This window comes from Streptococcus sanguinis, from assembly GCF_020729725.1.
Taxonomy (GTDB): Bacteria; Bacillota; Bacilli; order Lactobacillales; family Streptococcaceae; genus Streptococcus; species Streptococcus sanguinis_V.
Window position 1 is genome coordinate 84675 of record NZ_JAJEPA010000005.1, and the last position, 25638, is coordinate 110312.

Below are 25638 nucleotides of genomic sequence, written 5' to 3' on the forward strand. Positions count from 1 at the left end.
ATGGCTGGAAAATCGATTTTTGATAAGCTGTGGGAAAGGCATCTGATAACGGGTGAAGAAGGCCAGCCCCAGCTTATGTATGTGGATCAGCATTATATTCATGAAGTAACCAGCCCTCAGGCTTTTCAAGGCCTTCGAGATGCAGGGCGCAAAGTTAGACGGCCGGATTTGACCTTTGGAACCTTTGACCATAATGTTCCTACGGTCAATATCTATGATATTCGGGATGTGATTTCCAAGGCTCAGATTGATAAACTTTCTGAGAATGTCAAGGATTTTGGTATCGAGCATGCGGCTCATGGATCGGAATTGCAGGGGATTGTCCATATGGTTGGACCGGAAACGGGCAAGACTCAGCCGGGCAAATTTATCGTCTGCGGTGACAGTCACACGGCCACTCATGGAGCTTTTGGAGCTATTGCTTTTGGAATTGGGACTTCAGAGGTGGAGCACGTTTTTGCCACGCAGACCATTTGGCAGGTTAAGCCTAAGAAAATGCTGGTCAAATTTACTGGGGTGCCACCTAAAGGTGTCTATTCCAAGGACTTTATCCTCGCTCTGATTGCCCGATATGGTGTGGCTGCAGGTGTTGGTCATGTGGTCGAGTATGCTGGGGATGCCATTGACCATCTGACCATGGAAGAGCGCATGACTATCTGCAATATGTCCATAGAATTTGGCTCTAAGATGGGCATTATGAACCCCGATCAGAAGACCTATGATTACGTTAAAGGACGGCCGGGCGCTCCAAAGGACTTTGAGGCGGCGGTAGCCGATTGGAAGACTCTGGTCAGTGATCCTGATGCTGTCTATGATAAGGTCATTGAGATTGATGTTTCCCAGTTGGCACCTATGGTGACTTGGGGAACCAATCCTTCTATGGGGGTAGAGTTTGGCGCGGCTTTCCCAGAAATCCGTGATATGAACGATGAGCGGGCCTACAATTACATGGACCTCTCACCGGGTAAGAAAGCAGAAGATATTGACCTAGGTTATATCTTTATAGGCTCCTGCACCAATGCCAGGCTCAGTGACTTGCAGCTGGCTGCTAAGTTTGTCGCTGGTAAGCACATTGCTCCCAATCTGACAGCTATCGTCGTACCAGGCTCTCGTCCGGTCAAGAGGGCTGCTGAAAAAATGGGACTGGATAAGATTTTCATGGATGCAGGCTTTGAGTGGCGCGATCCCGGCTGCTCTATGTGCCTGGGAATGAATCCAGATAAGGTGCCAGACGGAGTTCACTGTGCCTCGACCAGCAATCGGAACTTTGAGGATCGGCAGGGATTTGGAGCTAAGACACATCTTTGCAGTCCAGCCATGGCAGCAGCGGCAGCCATTGCCGGTCGCTTTGTAGACGTCCGCCAGCTACCGGAGGTCCAGTAAGGCAGTTTTATGGAAAAATTTACAATCTACACGGGGACAACAGTTCCCCTCATGAACGATAATATCGATACAGACCAAATTTTACCCAAGCAATTTCTCAAGTTGATTGATAAAAAAGGCTTTGGCAAGTACCTCATGTATGCGTGGCGCTATCTGGACAATCAGTACACGGAAGATCCTGATTTCGTCTTTAATAGACCGGAGTACCGCAAGGCGACTATTCTGATTACAGGGGACAATTTCGGAGCCGGTTCCTCTCGCGAGCACGCTGCTTGGGCCTTGGCTGACTATGGTTTTAAGGTAGTTATTGCCGGATCTTTCGGGGATATTCACTACAATAACGAACTAAACAACGGTATGCTGCCTATCGTCCAGCCGCTCGAAGTACGGCAAGCCTTAGCTAATCTGAAGCCAACGGATGAAGTGACGGTGGATTTGGAGCAGCAGAAGATTTTTTCACCAGTGGGAGAATTCTCCTTTGACATTGATGGAGAATGGAAACATAAGCTCCTCAACGGTCTGGATGATATCGGCATTACGCTTCAGTATGAGGATTTGATTGCAGAATATGAAAAAAATCGTCCATCTTATTGGCAGTAACCTCATTTTTGCTATATTGAGAAAATTCTGAAAAAACCTTGTCTCCGATAAAAATATATGGTAAAATAAATCTTAATTTAATAGAAAAGGAAGAAACTTATGACAAAACACATTCAATGGAACGGACAGCTTTCACAAGAAGGTTATGACATCTTGAAAGGCGACGGCGGCTGTATCGTTTGCCCGACTAAGGTGGGTTACATCATCATGACTAGCGATAAAGCTGGCTTGGAGCGTAAGTTCGAAGCTAAGGCTCGTAACCGTAATAAGCCAGGTGTTGTCCTCTGTGGCAGTATGGATGAGCTCCGTGCTTTGGCTCAGCTAAATCCGGAAATTGAAGCTTTTTATCAAAAGCATTGGGATGAAGACATCCTCTTGGGCTGTATCCTTCCATGGAAGCCAGAAGCATTTGAAAAGCTTAAAGCCTATGGTGACGGTCGGGAAGAGCTGATGACAGATGTTCGTGGAACTAGCTGTTTTGTTATTAAGTTTGGTAAGGCGGGCGAGCAGCTGTCAGCTAAGCTTTGGGAAGAAGGCAAGATGGTCTATGCTTCCTCAGCCAACCCATCCGGTAAAGGAAACCGCGGCAAGGTCGAAGGAATTGGCGAACGCATCGAAAATGCTGTTGATTTGGTTATTGAAGCAGATGATTATGTAGCCTCTATCCAGCCAGATAAGACTATCGAAACTCGCTATGAGCAAGGTGTTATGGTCTCTATGGTTGACAAGGATGGAAAACTGATTCCAGAACAAGGTGGCCAACGTTCCATCTCACCAGCACCAGTGGTCATCCGCAAAGGCTTGGACATTGACAAAATCATGATGCACCTGTCCGATACTTTCAACTCATGGGATTACCGTCAGGGTGAATATTACTAAGATAAAAAAAGAAGCTCAGTGTAGGAGTCGCCTCTTTACACTGGGCTTTTTAGCTTGGAACTTTGAGTTTAAAATCTTTACCCAGTTTAAAATTATTTCCAAATAAAACAAAATTCTTGACAGATGTAATATTTGGTGTTACAATTTATAAAAACGATTCGATATAGAAATAAATTGGGGAGGAAGTATGAAAGACAGTCATTTAGTAGCCTATCATATTCGTTTGTTGAATGGGCGGATTTTTCAAAAGTTACTGAGTCAAGATCCAGAAGCTCTTTATCGCAGTGAACAGGGCAAGATTCTCACAGTTTTATGGAATAGTGAAACGGGCTGTGCGACGGCGACAGATATTGCGCTGGCGACAGGATTGGCCAATAATACGCTGACAACTATGTTGAAAAAGTTGGAAGAGCAGGGCTTGGTGACCTTTAGTCAGTGTGGTTCAGATAAGCGAAAAAAATATGTTAAATTGACGGATCAAGGTTGGTCTCAGAAAGAAGTTGGCCATCGTGTCAGTCAAAAACTGGATGCTATTTTTTATAAAGGTTTCTCAGAGGAAGAAATTCGCCAGTTTGAAAATTATCAGGAACGTATTTTAGAAAATTTGAAAGAAAAAGAGGATTAGATCATGTCAAAACAAGTTGAAAATGCACACAATCTGTACATTCACGCCATTCAAGACGGGCGAGTCGCCGAGGCTCAAGCTCAGTCTGTAGGGGATACCTACATTCAACACTCGACAGGTGTGCCAGATGGGAAAGAAGGTTTTGCGGCTTTCTTTGCAAATTTCTTTGAGCTCCATCCCGAGCGTGAGATGAAGATCGTTCGCACCATTGAGGATGGCAATCTGGTTTTTGTTCATGTCCATCAATATCTCAATGGTGGAGAAGCTCAATGGGTGACGACAGATACTTTCCGTGCGGATGAGGATGGTCGTATCGTGGAGCATTGGGATGTCATTGACTACTATCGTGCTCCAGAAAATGGGCAGTTAGATCAGATCTTTGGAGATTTTGAAATCACGGATTTGGACAAGACGGTAGCAAATAAAAAAACCGTTCGTCGTTTCTTGACAGAAATTTTCCAAAATGGGGAGCTAGAGCAGTGGAGTGATTATGTGGCAGAAGATTTGATTCAGCATAATCATGAGATTGGCCAAGGAAGTCAGGCCTATAAAAACTATGTTGCAGAGCACGGGCTTACTTTTGACTTTGTTTTCCAGCTTTTGGGACAAGGAAACTATGTGGTTAGCTATGGACAGACTCAGATAGATGGGGTGGCTTATGCCCAGTATGACATCTTCCGTTTAGAGAATGGATTGATTGTAGAGCATTGGGACAACAAAGAAGTCATGCCTAAGGTAGAAGACTTGACGAATCGAGGGAAGTTTTAAATTGAGGACAAAGAATGATTGAATATAAAAATGTAGCGCTACGCTATACAGAAAAGGATGTCTTGAGAGATGTCAACTTACAGATTGAGGATGGTGAATTTATGGTTTTAGTAGGTCCTTCTGGGTCCGGTAAGACAACCATGCTCAAGATGATCAACCGTCTTTTAGAGCCAACAGATGGAAACATCTATATGGATGATAAGCGGATCAAGGACTATAATGAGCGTGAGCTGCGCCTTTCTACAGGCTATGTCTTACAAGCGATTGCCCTCTTTCCAAATCTAACGGTGGCTGAAAATATTGCTCTCATTCCTGAAATGAAAGGATGGAGCAAAGCAGATATTCAGCAGAAGACTGATGAATTGTTGGAGCTAGTAGGCTTGCCTGCTGATGACTATGCCCAGCGTATGCCGAGCGAGCTGTCTGGTGGTGAGCAGCAGCGGGTGGGTATTGTCCGTGCCATTATCGCCCAACCCAAAATCCTACTGATGGACGAGCCTTTTTCTGCTCTTGATGCTATCTCGCGTAAGCAATTGCAGAGCTTGACCAAGAGTATCCATGACCAGTTTGGGATGACGACAATCTTTGTGACTCATGATACGGACGAGGCCTTGAAATTGGGGAATCGGATTGCTGTTCTGCAGGAAGGAGAGATTCGTCAAGTGGCGACACCTGAGGAAATCTTATCTGCACCTGCGACCAGTTTCGTAGCAGATTTATTTGGAGGTGTTCAACATGGCTAATTTGTTTTCTACCTTTCAGGAGCGCTTTGGCGAATGGTTGATATCCTTAGGGCAACACCTCCAACTGTCTCTCCTGACCTTACTGGTGGCCATCTTCTTGACCATTCCGCTCGCTATCTATCTTCATAGTCACAAAAAGGCAGCCAATTGGGTGTTGCAAATTGCAGGAATCTTTCAAACCATTCCTTCAATGGCCTTGCTGGGGCTCTTTATCCCCCTCATGGGGATTGGTACACTGCCGGCACTGACTGCTCTGGTGATTTACGCTATTTTTCCGATTTTAGAAAATACTGTCACTGCCTTGAATGGAATTGATCCTAGTTTAGAAGAAGCTGGAATCGCCTTTGGGATGACCAAGTGGGAGCGACTCAAGAAGTTTGAACTGCCTCTAGCTATGCCCGTCATCGTGTCAGGAGTTCGGACGGCAACGGTTATGATTATTGGGACAGCAACTCTGGCAGCCCTTGTCGGAGCTGGTGGACTAGGTTCCTTTATCCTTCTAGGAATTGACCGTCGCAATGCCAGTCTAATCTTGATTGGAGCTATTTCATCCGCAGTTTTGGCTATTCTTTTCAATAGTCTCCTTAAATGGATGGAAAAGGCTAAGCTTCGGACGGTATTTACAGTTTTTGCTGTCTTAATCCTCGGCCTCGGCGCTTCTTACTCGCCGAGTCTGATTCCCAAGCAGGAGAAGGATCATCTGGTTATTGCTGGGAAATTGGGTCCAGAGCCAGAAATTCTCATGAATATCTATAAACTCCTCATCGAGGAAAATGCGGATATGACTGTGACAGTCAAACCAAACTTTGGGAAGACCGACTTCCTTTATCAAGCTCTGAAAAAAGGTGATATTGATATCTATCCTGAGTTTACCGGTACGATTACTGGAACTCTCTTGCAGCCTGCTCCAAAGGTCAGCAATGATGCTGAAGAAGTTTTTGAAGCAGCACGTGATGGAATCAAAAAACAGGACAATCTAGTCTTGCTCAATCACATGGCTTATCAAAATACCTATGCAATTGCAGTACCTAAGAGTGTTGCTAAAGAATACAATCTTAAAACCATCTCTGACCTTAAAGCAGTCCAAGATAAGCTCAAGGCAGGGTTCACCTTGGAATTTAACGACCGTGAAGATGGGAACAAGGGACTTCAATCTGTCTATGGACTGAATCTCAATGTGTCAACCATGGAACCAGCCCTTCGCTACCAAGCTATCCAGTCGGGTGATATTCAAATCACGGATGCCTATTCGACTGACGCAGAACTTGCGCGTTATGATTTACAAGTTTTAGAAGACGATAAACATCTTTTCCCTCCTTATCAAGGAGCGCCTCTCCTGAAGGCTGAACTGCTAGAAAAACACCCTGAATTGGAAGGTGTTCTCAATAAGCTGGCTGGTAAAATTACGGAAAGCCAGATGAGCCAGATGAATTATCAAGTTGGCATTGAAGGCAAAAAAGCGGAAGCTGTTGCGCGTGACTATCTGGTCAAGGAAGGACTTCTAAAAAAATAAGAAGTAAAAAAGTTAGACTTGTAAGGTCTAGCTTTTTTACTTACTTGAGGATAGACAGACTACGGATTGAAGAAGATGTGTTGATCTCTTAGTCAGGAAATCTTCATCCATTTTTGGTATAATAAAGTATCAATTCATGGAGGTGTTCTGATGGCATCTAGTCAAGAATATTTGGATTTTATTCTGAAGCAGCTGCAGGGCTTAGGCCAAGAAATCAGCTTTCGCAAGATGATGGGAGAGTATTTGCTCTATTATCGGGGGCGCTTATTCGGAGGGATTTATGACAATCGCTTGCTGCTCAAGCCAGTCCAGCCAGCCTTGGACTTTTTTGAAAATCCGGTTTATGAGTCTCCTTATCCAGGCGCAAAGCCAATGCTTCATATAAAAGAAGTAGAAGATGCTGCCTTTCTCTGTAATTTGATTGAAGCTGCCTATCCTGCCTTACCAGCACCAAAAAAGAAAAAATAGTCTTTCCTTTACAATGGATATTCTAAAAAGTTGCTGTTTAAATAGACATTTTTAAAATTTTCCTTTATAATGGACTTAAAGGAGGTTTGGTATGCTTTATATTGCTCTTATTGGAGATTTAATAGAATCCAAACAGCTGAAAAATCGTAAGCAGGCTCAGAAGGATCTGCAGGACATGATGGCGGTGCTAAATCAGGATTATCGGGATTATCTGGTGTCACCTTTTACAGTAACAACTGGAGATGAGTTTCAGGCTTTGCTGCGGCCTAATCCAGAGATTATGCAGCTCCTTGATCAGATTGCCTTGGGCTTTCCTCATCCGATTCGCTTTGGACTTGGTCTGGGGGAGATTGTGACGGATATTAATCGGGAGCACAGTATTGGTGCGGACGGTCCGGCCTACTGGAGGGCACGCGCAGCCATTGAGGCTATTCATGAGAAGAACGACTATGGTAGCAGCCGTATAGCTGTATCCTTGGGAGATGAAGAGCTCAGTCAGGCGGTCAATACGGTGCTGGCAGCTACTTCATTTATCCAGAGCAAGTGGAATAACAGTCAGAGAGAGGTTCTGGAGCGGATGCTCATGGAATATATCTATGACGAGAATTTTTCTCATGGAGAAATAGCAGAGCTGTTGCAGATTAGTCCCAGTGCGCTTAGTAAGCGACTCAAGTCCTCTGGTTTGAAGATCTATCTGAGAAATCGCCGTTTAGCTATGAGAATGATTCTACAGGCAGCAAAGGAGGCTGAAGAATGACAAATTTTATGGGATTTTCAGAATTTTTCATGCAGAATCCGATTCTTGTACTAACTTTGCTGGCTCATGTACTAGCTGATTTTCAGCTTCAAAGTCAGAAAATGGCCGACCTTAAAAGCCGGAGGATGAATTTCTTAATTCTCCATTTGGGAATTGTTCTGCTGCCCTTGTTGCTCTTGGGGCTCATCTTACCTAATTATCTGCTATATTTCGCCTTGGTCTGGTTCAGTCATGCGCTTATTGACTTCTTGAAGTATAGGCTGAATTCTTTGATTGTCCGGCATCATGCTCAAAAGTTTGCCTTTATACTGGATCAGGTCTTGCATCTGATTAGCATTTTTGCTCTTTATTTTCTCTTAGGGCAGCAGAAAATTCCAGCTCCTAATTGGCTGTCTGAGCGCTACCTCATGCTGCAGGCTCTCTTTTTCTTCGCCCTTACTGGTAAGCCGGTTAATATCCTCTTTAAACTCTTCTTCAGCAAGTATCAGGCAGGAGAAGACAGTGGGGAGACTATTGCGGGGGCTGGTGCCATGATTGGGATTTTGGAGCGCTTGATTATGGGACTTTCTCTTATTTTCGGGCAGTTTACTGCCATTGGGTTAGTCTTTACGGCTAAGTCTATTGCCCGCTATAATAAGATTTCAGAAAGTCAGTCCTTTGCTGAATACTACCTGATTGGCTCGCTTTTCAGTATGATTGCAGTCTTGTTGGTTTATGGCTGTCTGTATTGGTAAAAAAATAAAAAAACAGATCATCATAGCGATGGTCTGTTTGTATGTTCTGATCTATAACTCTACTCAATCATAGTATTGACAGCAGTGCCTGTTTGGTAGTCAATCTCTGCATTTGGAGAGACATTGTCCAAGAGGACATGAGACATTCCGTCCTCGTCTATTGTTTCCTTGCCACCTAGCTGGATGCTGACAACATTTCCTTCTGCGTCAAGCCCGACATACTGGAGCTCAATCTTGCGAGGAAGCAGCTCATTGTCCGTGTAAATCGGAGTAACCTTGTAATCCAGCCAATGATCTGGATTCTCCTCTAACCAGCGCTCCAAGCGATCTTCATAATAGAGCATGCTGTCTGGGTTATTGTCGTCCAGTCCTTGGAAACTGCCAGAGTTGAGCCAAGCGGTCATCGGAACGAGGTTTTTCCCTTCGTTATTGAGGCCGCTGAAAGTGAAGCCAATCAGATGAGCGCGATTCATGAGCCAAGCCCGATCATCTCCATTTCCGTAGTAAAATTTGTAATTGTGCCAACCGATGGGATTGTAAGTGACCTTGGTCTCCTTTTTCTTTTTGGCTTTGTGTTGCTCCTGCATTTGTACATGAGCAGCAGTAGCCCGACCGTATTTGTCCTTTTTCCCAAGCTTTAGCTGATACTCTCCATTCAACTCCAGAGTGCCGATAGCTGTTTCATCGCTATGGTTAAGCAGCTGGACCTTAATCTGGTTCTTCTGATTGGCAGCAACATTTTCTGCAGGAAGAGCCTGTGAAAGTAACAACAAAGAGCCGGCTGACAGGACAAGCCAAGTGCCAAACCTAAACTTTTTCATAAAGAACTCCTTTTAAATAATATATCTCCGACATCATTCTACTAAAAAATAGATTGTTTGACAACTAAAACTTTTCAAAAATATTACAAAAATAAATATCTGTTCAATAAGTGCAGGGTTTGACTAGGATGTGTATTTTTCCTATAATCATAACTAGAGAAAACGCTTGTATAAATTACCTAAGGAGGTGCTTATGAGTCCATCTTTAGAGGAAATGTCACTCGAGGAGTTGTGGCAGCTTTTTCCGATTTTTTTAAGAGAGCATCAGGTTGAGTGGAAAGACTGGTATGATGAGGAGCGGCTTCAGCTCTTGAGTTTTTTGCCTGCAAATCAGCTGGTTCGGATTAGTCATATTGGGTCGACATCGGTAGAGACCATCTGGGCCAAGCCTATAGTGGATATCTTGCTGGAAATTCCTAAAGAAACAGATATGGCGGTAATGAGAGACTTGCTGCTGCAAAATGGTTATCTGCTCATGTCAGAAAGCCAAGGGCGGATGTCATTTAATAAAGGCTACACACCGAGTGGTTTTGCGGAGCGGGTTTTCCATTTGCATCTGCGCTATGAGGGCGATCATGATGAACTTTACTTTAGAGACTATTTACAGGAGCATCCTACTGTAGCCAAAGATTATGAAAAGCTCAAGATATCCTTATGGAAGCAATATGAGCACAATCGTGATGCCTATACAGAGGCGAAAACGGATTTTATCAAGAACTATACAGAGGAAGCTAAAAAGCTTTATGGCAGAAGATATGAGAGGGAAGATAGATGATTTATCCAATTATTGGCTTTCTGATTATTCTTGCTTTTCTTTACTTGATTTACCAATCAAAGAGACCGTCTGGCTTTATAGGGCTATGGATGATGAAATTATGGAATCGTGTTTATATGCCCATGGTTGTTTGGGCAGTCAGTCAGCGGGGTCATAAGAAGCTATTTCATGCTATTTTGGATGTTGGAGTTGGAAATGGGGAATCCTCGAAATATTTGAAAAAACATTTTCCTAATAGTCGAGTTTTGGGGATTGATATTTCTTCTACTGCCATCAGAGCAGCTGAAAAATTGGCTGAGCCTGGCCTATCTTTTGAGGTGAAAAATGTTGAGAATACAAATCTTCCGGTTGAGAAATTTGATTTGATTACAGCCTTTCAGACTCATTTTCATTGGTCAAATCTAACTCAAGCGTTCCTAGAACTTAAGCGGATACTTAAGCCAGATGGAATCATCTTACTGGCATTTGAATGGAGCAAATTAGCTTATTACCAACCAGACTTTACAAAGCAAGAAAAACTGGAAAACTATTTGACAGATTTGGACCTGCATCTCATCGATAGTCAAAGAAAGGGTCAATGGATTCTTTATAAGATCGTTAAAAAAAAGGAGGTATCCTATGAAACAATTATTTTTATGTTCATATTTTGCGGGAGTCAAGAACTTGTTCAGACAATATGCATCTGAAAAGCAATTGGGCAAACATGTGCTTTTTATTCCGACGGCTGGAAATGTAGAAGAGTACAGAGGTTATATTGACGAAGCCCTGCAGACATTTGCAGATTTGGGATTTCAAGTAGAAATTTTAGATATTTCAGCTTGTGATAGAGAGACAGCTCAGGCCAAAATTTTCCAAAGCAAACTCCTCTATGTCTCTGGTGGCAATACTTTTTATCTTCTGCAAGAACTTAAGAAAAAGCAGCTTCTATCCTTGATAACAGAGCAGATTGCGGATGGCATGGTTTATGTGGGCGAATCCGCTGGTGCTATCATCACAGCCCAAGACATTGACTACAATAAGCTTATGGACGATAAGGCGGTCGCTAAGGAACTGAATGATACAGAGGCACTAAACGAGGTGGATTTTTATGTTCTTCCTCATGTTGGCGAAGAACCCTTTGTCGAAAGCGCTCAGGCAACTCTGGATACTTACAGCGACCAGCTGAATCTGCTTCCCCTCAATAATCACCAAGCTGTGCTTGTGAAGGGTAAAGAAGTGAGGGTTTTGGAGGAGGATAAGTAAGCAGAATATATGTTCTAGTTGACCTACTTGAGAAACTCTAATAAGAGGACTGAGTGCAATTGAGATAAACTAGATTAAACAAATTAGAATGCGAGTGTTGAACTTTGATTGAAAGAATATATGAAACACCAAGTGGAATAATTCATTATTGGACAAATGATGCTGTTGAATCATCCCAAAGTGCTCTTATCTTTTTACCTGGGCTAACTGCTGACCATAGGTTATTTGAAAAACAAATAGAATATTTTAAAGATACATATAGAGTCTTGGTTTGGGACGCACCTGGACATGCTTCATCTTATCCATTTCGTCTCGATTTTACTTTATTTGATTTAGCAAGTTGGCTGGATGAAATATTTATCAAAGAGAGAATAGAAAATCCAATAGTAATTGGTCAGTCAATGGGAGGATATGTAGGACAGGTTTATGCTCAACTTTTTCCTGAGAAATTAAAAGGTCTTGTTACGATTGATTCACCATCCCTTCAAAGGAAGTATTATACAGCTATGGAATTGTGGCTCTTAAAAAATATGGAGGCAATTTATAGAATCTATCCATGGAAATCTCTTTTGAAATCAGGCCCTAAAAGCGTATCAACAACAGACTATGGAAGAAAACTGATGTATGATATGATGATGATTTATGATGGCGATCAAGAAAGGTATGCTCGTCTTGCGGGATACGGATATAAGATATTTTCAGAAGCAGTGGAGAAGAAACTTTCCTATGAAGTAAAATGTCCACAATTGGTTATATGTGGAAAAGAAGATCGTGCAGGGTCTTGTATACGATATTTGAAGGCCTATGAAAGAAATACTGGGAAGTCTGTTCAATGGATTGATAAGGCGGGGCACAATTCTAATACCGACAAACCCGATATTGTAAATAGACTGATTGATGAATTTTTGGATAACAAAATTAAAGAAAAGCTTGGTTGAAAGACCGGCTTTTTGATATAATAGATTTCGTGAGTAAACAGAGAAGCTTTTGACCATATGAGGATTGGAATGATAAAGAAGAAAAAAGTATTTGTATTTTCTGTGCTTTTGCTATTAGTTTTTCTCTTTTGGGGAGTGAAGGCATATTTGGATGCTAATAAAAAAATATATCTTAAAAAAGAACCAGAAGTTTTTGACAGTATTCAGGTATTTGATGACCAGAAGTTTGTAATGGTCAGCCAAAAAGGACGATATGGGATTCGTGTTTTCTATGGCCAAGATTATGTGGCAACTGTTTCAGAAAAAAACCTTTATACAGGTGAGATGAAGACTCCTCCTAAAATAGGAGATGAAGAATACTTTAAGATTATTACATATGATCTTAATACTCCAAATCTTTTTAAAAGAGAGTTTGATGTTTATCAGCTTTTGGGTGAAGAAAATGTTTATAGAGCAACGGGTAGTATCGACTATTATTATCAAAATGGAACGGACTATTTTGTTATGCCTATGACACTGATCCAATATCAAGAAGAGGGGGAACAAAAACTTCTCTTTACGGCGAGAGGAGAGTTGATTACTGATAATTCTGAAGAAAGAATTGAAGAGTTGGAAAAAAGTAATCCTGGTTTAACTAAAGAACCAATTTATAAGACAGTTTTTGGCTGGAGTCAAGGGGGGATTAGCCAACAAATAACAGATAATTTGAAGGAGTTTGGGTTAGCATATACAGTAGGTACTATTTATCCTGATAGATACGAAGATATAGGATATATTAATCTTGCTGGCACAAACTTTGCCGCTCTTTACCCAGAAGTAGCTAAAAAAGCAAAGGATTTAGAAAATCTCTATTTTCGCCCAAAACAGTATACGGAAAAGGAGTGGTTTGATAAACTGATACATTGGTTTGCTCCAAAAGGTCAAGATGTAATGGAGCTTTATGCAACTGATGAGAAAACAGGAGAACGAACTCAGATCAAATCTTATGATGAATTTGCGGCATGGGTAGCCGCTCACCCAAAGGAGGGAGAAACGAATGAGTAAACGACATAGAGTTTACTTATTCGTTTCTATGCAAGAAGTGTTCCTTCTAGTTGGTTAGTTTTTTCAAATCAGTATCAGCAGGTGCGTTTGTGCCTGCTTTTTGATATAATAGACTTTATGAACACAAAAGAAAAAATTTCAAATTATCAACTTTTACTGGCTCAGTTGGATGCCTTGCTGTATGGAGAGACCAATGCTTTGGCAAATTTATCGAACGCTAGCGCCCTGCTCAATCAAGCCTTGCCTAATTCAGTCTTTACAGGTTTCTATCTTTTTGATGGGAACGAGCTGATTTTGGGGCCTTTTCAGGGAGGTGTTTCCTGTGTTCATATTACGCTAGGCAAGGGTGTCTGTGGGGAATCCGCGGAGAAAGAGCAGACGATTATCGTAGATGATGTGACCCAGCATGCCAATTATATCTCCTGTGATAGCCGGGCTAAGAGTGAAATTGTGGTGCCCATGGTAAAAGACGGTCGCCTGCTAGGAGTGCTGGATTTGGACTCAGCCTTGACGGGTGATTATGATAAGGTAGATCAGGAATATCTGGAAAAGTTTGTTCAGATTTTGCTTGAAAAAACGACTTGGAATTTTGAAATGTTTGGAGAAAAAGCCTAATGTATCAAGCTTTATATCGGAAGTACCGCAGTCAGACCTTTGGTCAGCTGGTGGGTCAGCAGGTAGTGGCTACTACTCTGCGGCAGGCTGTTGAGCAAGGCAAAATCAGCCATGCTTATCTCTTTTCTGGTCCTCGTGGAACAGGGAAAACTAGTGTTGCTAAGATTTTTGCCAAGGCTATGAACTGTCCGAATCAAAAGGACGGTGAGCCTTGCAATGACTGCTATATCTGTCAGGCTATTACTGAGGGGAGCCTTGAAGATGTCATCGAAATCGACGCTGCTTCAAATAATGGGGTAGATGAGATTCGTGACATTCGGGACAAGTCAACCTATGCCCCCAGTCTTGCCAAGCACAAGGTCTATATCATTGACGAGGTCCACATGCTCTCGACTGGGGCTTTTAACGCCTTGCTTAAGACCTTGGAAGAGCCAACGGAAAATGTGGTTTTTATCCTAGCAACGACAGAGCTGCATAAGATTCCAGCGACCATTCTTTCCCGTGTCCAGCGTTTTGAGTTTAAGTCTATCAAGACGCAGGACATTATTGGTCATATCGAGTGGATTTTGGAGCAGGAAGGCATTAATTTTGAGCAAGAAGGTGTGCAGATTATTGCCCGTCGAGCGGAAGGTGGTATGCGGGATGCCTTGTCTATACTCGACCAGGCTCTTAGTTTAACCCAGGAAAACCGTCTGACCACTGATATTGCTGAAGAAATCACTGGCTCTATCAGCTTAGGAGCCTTGGATGCCTATGTAGCAGCCTTGATTGCTCATGATGCAGTCACAGCCTTGGATAATCTCAATCTGATTTTTGATAGCGGTAAAAACATGGCTCGTTTTGTGACGGACCTCCTGCAATATCTGCGTGACTTGATTATTGTCAAAACTGGCGGGGAAAATCATCATGCCAGCGAGCTCTTTCTGGAAAATCTCAAGACACCGCAGGACACTCTTTTTGCCATGATTGATATGGCGACCAAGAGTTTGGCAGATATCAAGAACAGCCTGCAGCCTAAGATTTATACAGAAATGATGACCATTCGACTGGCAGAGACCAGCAGTCTTCCTACGGTAGCAGCTATTCCAGATAATCTAGCCGATGAGCTTAAGGGATTGAGACAAGAGATTGATAGTCTTAAGCAGCAGCTGGCTAATGGCAATGGGAAACCTGCAGCAGCTGTCAAAACTTCGGATATTCGACCGCAGAAGTCTAAGGGCTATCGAGCAGACCTCAATAAGGTCAATGCCATCCTAGAAGAGGCTGTTGAGAATCCTAGTCTGGCTCGCAGCAATCTGACTAAGCTACAGAATGCTTGGGGTGAGATTATCGAAAGTCTGGCTGGAGCTGATAGGGCCTTGCTGGCAGGATCGCAGCCGGTGGCGGCCAACGAAAGTCACGCGATCTTAGCTTTTGAGTCTAATTTCAACGCTGAGCAGACCATGAAGCGGGACAATCTCAATACTATGTTTGGTAATATTCTCAGCAATGCGGCAGGATTTTCACCAGAGATTTTGGCTATTTCCTTAGAAGAGTGGATCAAGATTCGAGCGGATTTTTCGGCTCGCAGCCGCAATGGCAAGGTAGAGGTTGAAGAGAAGGAAGAGGAAAGCCTGATTCCAGAGGGATTTGACTTTTTAGCAGAAAAAATTACCATTCAAGAGGACTAAAAAAAGATTTTTCTAGGCTTTCGTGTTATAATAAATCTATGAACAGACGACAATTTATTGTAATGGCTGTTTTTACGGCCTTAGAAACCTATTTTTTCAATGAATCCATCATGGCGGGGCACTATTTCATGGCTGCTTTCTGGGCAGTTTTGGTGTTGCGCAATCTGCAGATTTCCTATGTCATGGGGCGGATTGTGGATGAAATCGATAAACATTTAGGACCGAAATAATGAAAACAGGACTGAGTCATTAAGACTCAGTCCTTTTGAAATGAATTTTTCTGATTACCAACTGTTTAGCGAGACTTCACCGCTGTTGAGCCAGATTTCTTGACCATCTGTCAGCTGGACTAAGAGTTGCCCGCTGTCTGAGATGTCTTTGGCCAAACCTTGGTAGTCTGCGCCTTTTTGGCTGAAGCTTACTTGCCGTCCCAGCACCAAGGATTGCTGCTTGTAGAGATAGATGAGCTCTTCTGGGTCACTTTCGTAGAAGCATTTCCAAATCTCTGCAATGAGCTCATTGCGACTAATGGCTGGTTTCTCTTCAAAGAGAGAGCCGGCTTTTTCTTTGATGTCGGCTGGAAAGTCTGTAATGAAAAAATTAAAGCCAACACCGATGATGACATCGGTGACGAGTCCTGTCTCAATAGAAGTCGTAGCCTCGGTCAGGATGCCGGAAATTTTCTTGTTTCGATAGTAAATGTCATTGACCCACTTGATATCAACCTCTATAAGGGTTAGATTTTTTACTGCCTTGTAGATAGCTCCTGCGGTCAAGATTGTATAGGAGGGGAGCTGGTCGAAGGGGAGGTTGGGCTTGAGGTGGAGAGACATGTAAAAGCCGCCCTGGCTGGGGCAGAAGAAAGCACGACCGAAACGGCCACGGCCAGCAGATTGGGCAGCGGCTAGATAGAGAGTGTCGGCAGGGCGTCCGGCCTCCATGCCAGCCTTGGCATCCATCTGAGTGGACTGGCAGTCAGGATTAAAGGAGACCTGAACAGGTGAGTGTTCCTCAATCCAATCAGGAATTAGTAAGTCACCCGCTGTCAATCGATAGCCTCGGTTCTTGACGGATTCGATTTGGATGCCTTCTTTTTCCAGTTTTTGGATGGCTTTCCAAATGGAAGTTCGTGAAATGCCCAATTCTTGGGCTATTTTTTCGCCGTTGACATAGTCGTCAGCCTGACTGAGGATGTCAAAGATTTTTTCGTAGGTTTTCATAGGCGGTCTTTCTAGCTTAAAGGCTGCTTTCTCTTAGTGTCAGCTTGGTAGAGAGTTTGATCATGTAAGGGATGAGGTTTTCGTCAGTTTTAATCATCTGGTCCAGCATCTGCAGAGCTTGCTTGCCCATTTCCTCTGTAAAGACTGTCACAGTACTGAGAGGCGGATAGACGTATTTGGCGATGGATGTATCATTAAAGGAAATAATCTGGACATCTTGGGGAACAGCTATTCCCGCTTCCTGAAGAGCACGGAGGGCACCGACTGCCAGAGCATCGCTGGCTATGAAGAATGCTTTGGGCATCTGTTCTTTTTGCTGGTCAATCAGGTCTTTCATTAGTTGGTAGCCAGACTCTGAGGAGAACTTGCCGATCTTGACATAGGCCGGCTGATAAAGACCTTTTTTACTAAGGTAATGGCAGAAGCAGGCCAAGCGCGGGTCATCAAGACTTATCGTTCCGTCTGCGGTCTCTTCACGTCCAGCAATCATACCGATTTCTCGAAAGCCCTGCTGAAGAAAATGATCGAGAACATGAGTAACGGCATGCTCAAAGTCCGTTGTCACACAGCTGTGGCCTTGGTCGAGCGTATCGCTGTCCACGAAAACCAGGGCAGGACTGTATTGCTCCAGCTCCTTGACTTGCTGGCTGCTGAATTTTCCGATGGCAATGATGCCGTCAATCTGTTCTAGCTGGTTTAGAGAGTCGTTGTTGAAAATCCGCACGATATCATAGCCCAGTTCCTGGGCTTTCTTTTCAATGCCTAAGCGGATGGAGTAATAGTAAAGATCCTCCAGCTCTTCCAGCTCAGTGTACCATTCAACGATGGCAATGCGGTGTGTTTGAGGTAAAGTCTTTTTCTGCCTGTTGCTTTTTTTGTAGTTAAGCTGTTCAGCGATATCGAAAATCTTTTTACGCGTCTCATCACTGACAGACATGGACTTGTCATAATTCAAAACCCGCGAAACAGTTGCGGGAGAAACACCAGCAGTCTGGGCGATATCTTTGATAGTAGCCATTTGATTTGGTCCTTTTTAATTTACTGTCTACATAAATTATAACTCAAAAATTAGTAAATAACAAAGATATGTTTAGTAAAACTTAACTTTGTTCTCGAAATGAACTGGGTGAAAAGCCAAAATATTTTTTAAAAGCCTTTGAAAAGTAAAGGGGATCTGAGAAACCGACAGAATAGGCGATAAATTGGACAGGCTCACGGGTGCTTTTGAGGAGTTGTTTAGCTCGATGCATTCGGACATATTCCAGATATTCTTTAGGTGAGCTTTGGTGCTCCTCCTTGAAAATGGTTGTTAGATAGCTGCGATGAACGGACAACTTAATTGCCATATCTTGAATGCTGAGGTTAGGATTGGGATATTGAGTATCAATTATCTGCTTGCAGGCTAGATAGAGTTGCTGGCTTGCAGATAGGGTATTTGCCTGGGGCTTATAGGCAACGCTGCCCAAGTGAAAGATGAGTTCATAAAGTTGGCCCATAATGTGGAGTTGAGCTAGTTGGTTAGATTTGGTCTGCTCGGCGAAGTAAACCAAGTTCTCAACAATTTTCCCAATTCTATCTGTTTTTCGTTCCTGGTTAGCAAGTAGGTAGCAGTCTTCGGCAATCTGAGAATGATTGAAGTAGTCATAAACCCTACCGCCAGTCATTCCCAGCCAGTAGTAAGACCAAGGTTCTTCTTTGTCAGCCTGATAAAAGGTAAGTTCATTTGGCTTGAGCAGAAAGAGATCTCCAGCTTTTAAATCCACAATTTTTCCTTTGTAATGAAATTGACCTTTCCCTTTGGTAATGTAGTGAAGAACGTAGGTATCTCTAATAGCTGGTCCAAAAGAGTAGCTAGGTGTGCACTCTTCATAACCGTAGAAGCTAAGTGAGAGATCAATGGTTCCTGTTTGGTATTCTGAAAAAACAAGCATATTTTGCCTCCTACCTAACATTTTACCATATTTCCCTAACATAATTCTATTTTAGGAAGCGATTTCATAAGGTAAAATATTAGTAAATATGGAGGTTCAGAAATGGCTATCAAAATAGACAAACATCTATTCTACATCAATACAAAAAATTCCAGTCTTATCATTGAGGAAAGGGATGGCTACCTTTTGCTTAAACACTTAGGCAGAAAAATCGAATCCTATCATTTTTCCAATACAGTATTTGAGCGAGATCATGCTTTTTCTGGTAATCCGAGATCGAATGAGCGAAGTTTTAGCTTAGATACCCAGCGGCAGGTTTTGGGTCAGCATGGTTTAGGAGACTTTCGGCAACCTTCTCTGCAAGTCCAACATGCTAATAATGAAGTAACAGATTTTCGGCTTGTTGAGAGTCAGCTGATTAAGGGAGGTTTGGAAGTTCCAGGACTACCTAGCCCTCACAGTACAGAAGATGCTGAAACACTGGCCTTTATTTTAGAGGATGCAGTAGCTCATTTACGCCTCACTCTCTATTACACAGCTTTTGAGGATAACAATACCATTGCAACCTTTACTAAGTTGGAAAATATAGGTAGAGAGACAGCAGTCATACATAAGAACTTGAGCTTAATGGCAGATTTGCCAGCAGGGACTTATGATGTGATTAGCTTACAGGGAGCTTATGCTAGGGAGAAAACAGTTCGTCGTCACAAGTTAGAACAGGGAATTTTCAAAATAGCTTCCAACCGAGGAGCTTCTGGTCACGCGCAAACTCCAAGCCTTATCCTTTGTGATAGTGAAACGACGGAAGAGGCTGGTCAAGTTTGGGCAATTCAGCTCCTTTATAGCGGAAACTTTGAAGCTTGGATTCAGCAAAATCAGTTGAATGAAGTTCGGCTAGGTATCGGTATCAATGAAGATAACTTTGCTTGGAAACTGGAAGCGGGGCAGACTTTCTATAGTCCTGTTGCTCTGTTGAATTATTCGGCTCAGGGTTTGACTGGTCTTAGTCATGAGAGCCAAACTTTTGTTCAGGAGCATATCATTCCTAGAGCTTTTGCGAAGCGAGAGCGGCCAATTTTAATCAATAATTGGGAAGCAACTTACTTTGATTTCAAAAAAGAGAAGTTGCTAGAGTTAGCAGATGAAGCGAAGAAAGTTGGTATTGAGCTCTTTGTTCTCGATGATGGCTGGTTTGGCAACCGTTTTGATGACAATCGGGCTCTGGGCGACTGGTTTGTCAATGAAGATAAGCTAGGCGGCAGTTTGACAGAGCTCATAGCAGAAGTTCATAGCAGAGGATTGCAATTTGGTTTATGGGTTGAGCCAGAAATGATTTCCGTAGACAGTCAGCTGTATCGGGCACATCCAGACTGGGCTATTCAAGTGCCTGATCGGGATCATACCTACTCTCGCAATCAACTCGTATTGGATTTTGCTAATCCAGATGTGGTAGCCTATATCAAAGAAACACTGGATCAGCTGTTGAGTCAGCACGATATTGACTACATAAAATGGGATATGAATCGTAATATTACTAATCTTGGGAATGGCACTAACTATCTGGCGACCAAGATGCAGTCGCATAAGTATATCTTGGGGCTTTATGAAATTGTAAAATATTTGACAGAGAAATATGAGAATATTTTATTTGAGTCCTGCTCAGGTGGTGGTGGACGAAATGATCTTGGTATGATGAGGTATTTCCCTCAAGTCTGGGCTAGTGACAATACCGATGCCATAGCTCGTTTACCAATCCAATATGGGTCTTCTTATCTTTATCCGACTATTTCAATGGGTGCCCATGTGTCGGCAGTGCCTAATCATCAGATGGGACGAATTACTCCGCTGGCAACTCGGGGTCATGTGGCTATGATGGGAAATCTGGGGTATGAGCTTGATTTGACTAGTTTATCGGATGAAGAGAAAGCGGCGATTGCAGACCAGGTGAAGTTGTATAAAGAATTACGGCCAGTGGTCCAGTTAGGGCGTCAGTACAGACTAATCAATCCAGATGTTGGCTCCAATGAAGCAGCGGTTCAATTTAACTATGAAGATCAAACGATTGTAACCTATGTCCGAGTCTTATCAGTTGTGGAAACGATGGAAACAACCTTGAAACTAAAAGACTTAGAGGAAGAAGGACTTTATGAGCTGCAGGAAAATGGCGCAGTTTACTCAGGTGCAGAACTCATGTATGCTGGTATCACTATGAATCTTCCGCAAGGAGATTATCTTAGCAGACAGTTGCATTTTATTAAAAAATAAGGAGGCTAGACCATGAAATGGTATAAAAAGATGAGCTTAGCTGCTATTACAGGACTGTCCCTTTTGGGGCTGTCAGCTTGCAGCAGCCAAGGGGAGTCGACAGATGGCAAGGTAACGATTGAGTATTTCAATCAGAAGGGTGAAATGGTTGATACCCTTCGTGAGATTGCAAAAGACTTTGAAAAAGAAAATCCGAATGTGCATGTGAAAGTGGTGAATGTCCCTAACGCTGGGGAAGTACTCAAAACTCGCGTTCTGGCTGGAGATGTTCCTGATGTTGTCAATATCTATCCCCAGTCTATTGAATTGCAAGAATGGGCTAAAGCTGGGTACTTTGAAGATTTATCTAATAAAGATTATCTCAAGCGAGTTAAGAATCATTACGCAGATAAATATGCGATAGATGGAAAGATTTACAATATCCCTTATACTGCTAATGCTTATGGTATCTATTACAACAAGGATAAATTTAAAGAACTGGGATTGAAAGTTCCAGAGACTTGGGAGGAATTTGAGGAATTAGTTGATACGATTATAGCAAAAGGGGAAACGCCTTTTGCCATTGCAGGAGCAGATACTTGGACCTTGAATGGTTATCATCAGTTGGCTCTTGCCACTTCTACAGGTGGCGGTAAGGAAGCGAATGATTACCTACGTTTTTCCAAGCCAAATGCCATCAAGTCTTCAGATTCAGTGCTTAAAGATGATTTCAGGCTGTTAGATTTATTCCGCAAAAAAGGTGCCATGCAAACCAACTGGCAGGGAGCAGGCTATACTGATGTTGTCGGTGCCTTCGCTAGAGGCGATGCCCTGATGACTCCAAATGGCTCTTGGGCTATCACAGCAATCAATGCGCAAGATCCTAAGTTTAATGTTGGAACTTTCCCTTTCCCTGGAAAGCAAAAAGGACAAAGCTTGACCATTGGAGCAGGAGACCTAGCTTGGTCTATCTCGTCAAGTAGTAAGCACAAGAAAGAAGCCAATGCTTTTGTTGAATATATGTCACGTCCAGAAGTTATGCAGAAATATTATGATGTGGACGGCTCACCAACAGCTATTGAAGGTGTCAAGGAAGCTGGGTCAGATGCACCGCTAGCCGGTCTTGCTGAACTAGCATTTACAGACCGACACCTCGTTTGGCTAGCTCAAGACTGGACCAGTGAAAGTGATTTTTATACCTTGACTGGGAACTATATTACAACTGGAGACAAAGAGGATATGGCGAAAGCACTAAATGCCTTCTTCAATCCGATGAAAGCAGACGTAGAGTAGGAGTAGATCTACTATGAAAAAATTGATTGAGAAATATTGGGGCTGGCTCTTTGTCCTTGTTCCCCTTGTACTACAGGCTGTATTTTTCTATGTGCCCATGTTTCAAGGTGCCTTCTACAGCCTGACAAACTGGACTGGTTTGACCTATAATTATAAGTTTGTCGGACTCAATAACTTTATGCTCCTCATGAGCGATCCTAAGTTTATGAACGCGATAGGCTTTACTTTTATCATTACTATTTGTATGGTGGTTGGTGAGATTATGCTGGGAATCTGGATAGCACGAGCTCTCAACTCGAAGATAAAGGGGAAAACTTTCTTCCGAGCTTGGTTTTTCTTCCCTGCTGTCCTATCTGGATTGACTGTGGCTCTTATCTTTAAGCAACTTTTCAACTACGGATTGCCAGCTATAGGGAATACCTTAGGAATTGAATTTCTTAAAACCAGCCTTCTAGGAACGAATGGCGGTGCAATCTTTGCAGCAATCTTCGTCTTGCTTTGGCAAGGGGTAGCCATGCCTATTATCATCTTCTTAGCTGGCCTTCAGTCTATCCCGACTGAGATTACAGAAGCAGCTCGAATTGATGGAGCTAGCAGCAAACAAATTTTTTGGAAGGTGGAACTTCCTTATCTCCTACCAAGTGTTTCCATGGTCTTTATCTTGGCTCTAAAAGGTGGTTTGACAGCGTTTGACCAGGTCTTTGCCATGACAGGCGGAGGTCCGAATAATGCGACCACCTCTCTAGGACTTCTGGTATACAACTATGCTTTTAAGAGCAATCAATTTGGTTATGCCAATGCCATTGCTGTTATCTTGTTTCTCTTGATTGCGGTTATTTCTATTATCCAGTTGAGAGTATCTGAGAAATTTGAAATCTAAGAGGAGAAGCCCGATGAAAAATGCAGAAAGAAAAGCTAATTTTAGTAAATATATCTTGCTAACACTGGGGTCTATTATCATTTTAATTCCACTCTTAGCAACGATATTCAGTTCCTTTAAGTCTACCAAAGACATCGTTAATAATTTTTTCGGATTTCCGACTCAACCGACCTTAGAAAATTTTCAACGCCTTTTGGCTGATGGTATCGGAGGCTACTATTGGAATTCGATTGTAATCACGGTTCTATCTTTGGCTGTTGTCATGATTTTTATTCCCATGGCTGCTTACTCTATCGCTCGTAATATGTCTAAGAGAAAATCTTTTGGTATTATGTACACGCTCTTGATTTTAGGGATTTTCGTTCCTTTTCAAGTTATCATGATTCCTATTACAGTTATGATGAGTAAGCTAGGACTAGTCAACACTTGGGGATTAATTATCCTCTATCTGGCTTACGCTGTTCCACAGACTCTCTTTCTCTATGTAGGCTACATTAAGATTTCCATTCCAGACAGTCTGGATGAGGCAGCAGAAATTGACGGTGCTGGAAAGTTTACAACCTATTTCAAGATTATCTTTCCTATGATGAAACCCATGCATGCGACAACCATGATTATCAATGCCCTCTGGTTCTGGAATGATTTCATGCTTCCTCTCTTGGTACTCAATAAAGACTCCAAGATGTGGACTCTGCCACTCTTCCAATATAACTACACAGGTCAATACTTTAATGATTATGGACCGAGCTTTGCTTCTTATGTTGTTGGGATTATTACCATTACTATCGTCTATCTCATCTTCCAGCGCAATATTATTGCTGGAATGAGCAACGGGGCAGTGAAGTAAGCTCAAGATACAAAGACTGTAAAAAGCTCACAGTGCATACAAAGGCAACCACATCCGTAAACTATTGAATTTGTAACGCCTGTGGAAAAATAGGGAATTGGAAAAAGAAGCTTCAGCTTTTTCATACAGAGCTTAGGGCGTTTTCCATTCAGCGCACGGGAAAGAGTATATAAGACAAGATTTTAGAGGAGAAGACTATGGCTATTCAAAATAAGACCATGCTGATTACTTACTCAGACAGCCTGGGGGAGAATTTAAAAGATTTATATGACAATTTAGAAAAGCATTTTGGCGATGCGGTTGGAGGAGTGCATTTGCTCCCTTTCTTCCCATCAACTGGTGACCGGGGATTCGCCCCTGTAGACTATGAGGAGGTTGATTCAGCCTTTGGTGACTGGGAGGATGTAGAAAAGCTGGGCGAGAAATATTATCTCATGTTTGACTTTATGATCAACCACATCTCACGCCAGTCCAAGTATTATAAGGATTTTCAGGAAAAGAAGGATCAGAGTGAGTATCGTGACCTCTTTCTCAGCTGGGATAAGTTTTGGCCAGAAAATCGTCCGACGCAAGCTGATGTTGATTTGATTTATAAGCGTAAGGATCGGGCACCTAAGCAGGAAATCGTCTTTGCAGATGGAAGCACTGAGTATCTGTGGAACACCTTTGGTGAAGAGCAGATTGATCTAGATGTTCGCAGTCAGGTAACTAATGATTTCATCAAGAAAACATTGCGTCAACTGTCAGAGCATGGCTGTGATCTGATTCGTTTAGATGCATTTGCCTATGCGGTCAAAAAGTTAGATACCAATGATTTCTTTGTTGAGCCAGAAATCTGGGATCTCTTAGAAAAAGTCCAGCAGCAAGCGGCTGAGTTTGGGACGGATATTTTACCAGAAATTCATGAGCATTATTCTATCCAGTTCAAGATTGCAGAGCATGGCTACTTTGTCTATGATTTTGCGCTGCCGATGGTAACTCTTTATTCTCTATACAGTGGTAAAGCAGAGCGTCTAGTCGAGTGGCTTGAAATGAGTCCTATGAAGCAATTCACAACACTGGATACTCACGATGGTATTGGGGTTGTTGATGTTAAGGATATTCTGACTGATGAAGAAATTGACTTTGCGACCAATGAACTATATAAGGTAGGAGCTAATGTCAAGCGTAAGTATTCCTCGGCTGAGTACAATAATCTGGACATTTACCAGATTAACTCGACTTACTACTCAGCCTTGGGCGATGACGACAAGAAGTACTTCATTAGCCGTCTGATTCAGGCTTTTGCTCCAGGGATTCCACAGGTCTATTATGTTGGTTTCTTAGCTGGGAAAAATGACCTTGAACTGCTAGAAAACACTAAGGAAGGCCGCAATATCAACCGTCATTATTACAGTAATGAGGAGATTGCTGAAGAAATCAAGCGTCCAGTTGTGCAAGCCTTGCTCAAGCTTTTTCGTTACCGCAACCAGTCTGCTGCCTTTGACCTAGATGGCACTATTGAAGTGAATCTATTGGATGAAAATAGCCTCCGTATTGTCCGTAGCAATGCAGAAAAGTCGGTCACTGCTCAAGTAGTTATCAACCTCAAAGAATTGACATATAGCGCTAGTGAAAATGACCAAGCTATCACTTTTGAATAGAGATA

The 25638-nt window shown here is 42.6% G+C and carries 27 protein-coding genes; 23 read left to right on the plus strand and 4 right to left on the minus strand.

Annotated elements, in window-relative coordinates:
- The 10 genes from leuC (at position 1) to K4I03_RS00490 (ending at position 8470) form a co-directional block, all read left to right on the plus strand.
- A complete protein-coding gene (gene leuC / locus K4I03_RS00445; RefSeq protein WP_149565635.1) occupies positions 1–1383 on the plus strand; it encodes a 3-isopropylmalate dehydratase large subunit in 1383 nt (460 codons plus the stop codon).
- A gap of 9 nt (positions 1384–1392) precedes the next feature.
- Complete coding sequence (gene leuD, locus K4I03_RS00450; RefSeq protein ID WP_002895722.1) at positions 1393–1983, plus strand: 3-isopropylmalate dehydratase small subunit; 591 nt, start codon at positions 1393–1395, stop codon at positions 1981–1983.
- Positions 1984–2082: 99 nt separating this feature from the next.
- A complete protein-coding gene (locus tag K4I03_RS00455; protein ID WP_149565634.1) occupies positions 2083–2862 on the plus strand; it encodes an L-threonylcarbamoyladenylate synthase in 780 nt (259 codons plus the stop codon).
- A gap of 187 nt (positions 2863–3049) precedes the next feature.
- Complete coding sequence (locus K4I03_RS00460; protein ID WP_149565633.1) at positions 3050–3487, plus strand: MarR family winged helix-turn-helix transcriptional regulator; 438 nt, start codon at positions 3050–3052, stop codon at positions 3485–3487.
- 3 nt (positions 3488–3490) lie between these two features.
- Entirely contained in the window at positions 3491–4255 is a 765-nt protein-coding gene (locus K4I03_RS00465; RefSeq protein ID WP_227963331.1) for a nuclear transport factor 2 family protein, read from the plus strand.
- A 14-nt stretch (positions 4256–4269) separates the two neighbouring features.
- Positions 4270–4998 (plus strand): ABC transporter ATP-binding protein, encoded by a 729-nt coding sequence (locus tag K4I03_RS00470; RefSeq protein WP_227963332.1) that lies wholly within the window; start codon positions 4270–4272, stop codon positions 4996–4998.
- Positions 4991–6511 carry an ABC transporter permease/substrate-binding protein gene (locus K4I03_RS00475; protein ID WP_227963333.1) on the plus strand — a complete coding sequence of 507 codons (1521 nt, stop codon included), beginning with the start codon at positions 4991–4993 and terminating at the stop codon, positions 6509–6511. Before K4I03_RS00470 ends, K4I03_RS00475 begins: the two co-directional genes overlap by 8 nt.
- A 150-nt stretch (positions 6512–6661) precedes the next feature.
- A complete protein-coding gene (locus K4I03_RS00480; protein WP_227963334.1) occupies positions 6662–6979 on the plus strand; it encodes a TfoX/Sxy family protein in 318 nt (105 codons plus the stop codon).
- A gap of 91 nt (positions 6980–7070) precedes the next feature.
- Positions 7071–7736, plus strand: coding sequence for a SatD family protein (locus K4I03_RS00485; protein ID WP_227963335.1), 666 nt, complete (start codon positions 7071–7073; stop codon positions 7734–7736).
- The gene (locus K4I03_RS00490; protein WP_227963337.1) at positions 7733–8470 is read left to right on the plus strand and encodes a DUF3307 domain-containing protein; all 738 of its coding nucleotides are present in this window, start codon (positions 7733–7735) and stop codon (positions 8468–8470) included. The genes K4I03_RS00485 and K4I03_RS00490 overlap by 4 nt, the downstream gene beginning before the upstream one ends.
- A 59-nt stretch (positions 8471–8529) precedes the next feature.
- Here the strand turns inward: K4I03_RS00490 and K4I03_RS00495 are convergent, their stop codons facing one another.
- A complete protein-coding gene (locus K4I03_RS00495; protein WP_227963338.1) occupies positions 8530–9291 on the minus strand; it encodes a DNA/RNA non-specific endonuclease in 762 nt (253 codons plus the stop codon).
- Between the two features lie 193 nt (positions 9292–9484).
- On the opposite strand from K4I03_RS00495, the gene K4I03_RS00500 reads away from it, so the two are divergent.
- The 8 genes from K4I03_RS00500 (at position 9485) to K4I03_RS00535 (ending at position 15805) form a co-directional block, all read left to right on the plus strand.
- Entirely contained in the window at positions 9485–10066 is a 582-nt protein-coding gene (locus K4I03_RS00500; RefSeq protein WP_227963339.1) for a GrpB family protein, read from the plus strand.
- Positions 10063–10752: a class I SAM-dependent methyltransferase gene (locus K4I03_RS00505; RefSeq protein WP_227963340.1), complete on the plus strand. Its 690-nt coding sequence runs from the start codon at positions 10063–10065 to the stop codon at positions 10750–10752. Before K4I03_RS00500 ends, K4I03_RS00505 begins: the two co-directional genes overlap by 4 nt.
- Positions 10685–11308 carry a Type 1 glutamine amidotransferase-like domain-containing protein gene (locus tag K4I03_RS00510; protein ID WP_149565625.1) on the plus strand — a complete coding sequence of 208 codons (624 nt, stop codon included), beginning with the start codon at positions 10685–10687 and terminating at the stop codon, positions 11306–11308. Before K4I03_RS00505 ends, K4I03_RS00510 begins: the two co-directional genes overlap by 68 nt.
- 104 nt (positions 11309–11412) lie before the next feature.
- On the plus strand, positions 11413–12246 hold the full coding sequence (locus tag K4I03_RS00515; protein WP_227963341.1) for an alpha/beta fold hydrolase: 834 nt from the start codon (positions 11413–11415) through the stop codon (positions 12244–12246).
- A gap of 69 nt (positions 12247–12315) precedes the next feature.
- Positions 12316–13290, plus strand: coding sequence for a hypothetical protein (locus K4I03_RS00520; protein ID WP_227963342.1), 975 nt, complete (start codon positions 12316–12318; stop codon positions 13288–13290).
- Positions 13291–13407: 117 nt separating this feature from the next.
- Positions 13408–13905, plus strand: coding sequence for a GAF domain-containing protein (locus K4I03_RS00525; RefSeq protein WP_227963343.1), 498 nt, complete (start codon positions 13408–13410; stop codon positions 13903–13905).
- Positions 13905–15575, plus strand: a complete 1671-nt coding sequence (gene dnaX / locus K4I03_RS00530) for a DNA polymerase III subunit gamma/tau (protein ID WP_227963344.1) — start codon at positions 13905–13907, stop codon at positions 15573–15575. The genes K4I03_RS00525 and dnaX overlap by 1 nt, the downstream gene beginning before the upstream one ends.
- Positions 15576–15613: 38 nt before the next feature.
- Positions 15614–15805 (plus strand): DUF3272 family protein, encoded by a 192-nt coding sequence (locus K4I03_RS00535; protein WP_002909920.1) that lies wholly within the window; start codon positions 15614–15616, stop codon positions 15803–15805.
- Between the two features lie 54 nt (positions 15806–15859).
- On the opposite strand, the gene birA is transcribed toward K4I03_RS00535, so the two are convergent.
- The 3 genes from birA to K4I03_RS00550 all read right to left on the minus strand — a co-directional run bounded on the left by birA (position 15860) and on the right by K4I03_RS00550 (position 18726).
- Positions 15860–16795, minus strand: a complete 936-nt coding sequence (gene birA / locus K4I03_RS00540) for a bifunctional biotin--[acetyl-CoA-carboxylase] ligase/biotin operon repressor BirA (protein WP_227963345.1) — start codon at positions 16793–16795, stop codon at positions 15860–15862.
- Positions 16796–16811: 16 nt separating this feature from the next.
- Positions 16812–17813, minus strand: coding sequence for a LacI family DNA-binding transcriptional regulator (locus K4I03_RS00545; RefSeq protein WP_227963346.1), 1002 nt, complete (start codon positions 17811–17813; stop codon positions 16812–16814).
- Positions 17814–17895: 82 nt separating this feature from the next.
- Positions 17896–18726 carry an AraC family transcriptional regulator gene (locus tag K4I03_RS00550; protein ID WP_033179144.1) on the minus strand — a complete coding sequence of 277 codons (831 nt, stop codon included), beginning with the start codon at positions 18724–18726 and terminating at the stop codon, positions 17896–17898.
- Between the two features lie 102 nt (positions 18727–18828).
- On the opposite strand from K4I03_RS00550, the gene K4I03_RS00555 reads away from it, so the two are divergent.
- From K4I03_RS00555 to gtfA, 5 genes are all read left to right on the plus strand, one after another.
- Positions 18829–20991 carry an alpha-galactosidase gene (locus K4I03_RS00555; RefSeq protein ID WP_227963347.1) on the plus strand — a complete coding sequence of 721 codons (2163 nt, stop codon included), beginning with the start codon at positions 18829–18831 and terminating at the stop codon, positions 20989–20991.
- Positions 20992–21003: 12 nt separating this feature from the next.
- Positions 21004–22263, plus strand: coding sequence for an extracellular solute-binding protein (locus K4I03_RS00560; protein WP_125351393.1), 1260 nt, complete (start codon positions 21004–21006; stop codon positions 22261–22263).
- A 13-nt stretch (positions 22264–22276) separates the two neighbouring features.
- Positions 22277–23143, plus strand: a complete 867-nt coding sequence (locus K4I03_RS00565; RefSeq protein ID WP_227963348.1) for a carbohydrate ABC transporter permease — start codon at positions 22277–22279, stop codon at positions 23141–23143.
- Between the two features lie 13 nt (positions 23144–23156).
- Complete coding sequence (locus K4I03_RS00570) at positions 23157–23990, plus strand: carbohydrate ABC transporter permease (RefSeq protein WP_227963349.1); 834 nt, start codon at positions 23157–23159, stop codon at positions 23988–23990.
- A gap of 197 nt (positions 23991–24187) precedes the next feature.
- Positions 24188–25633, plus strand: a complete 1446-nt coding sequence (gene gtfA, locus K4I03_RS00575; protein ID WP_227963350.1) for a sucrose phosphorylase — start codon at positions 24188–24190, stop codon at positions 25631–25633.
- Positions 25634–25638: the final 5 nt, after the last annotated feature.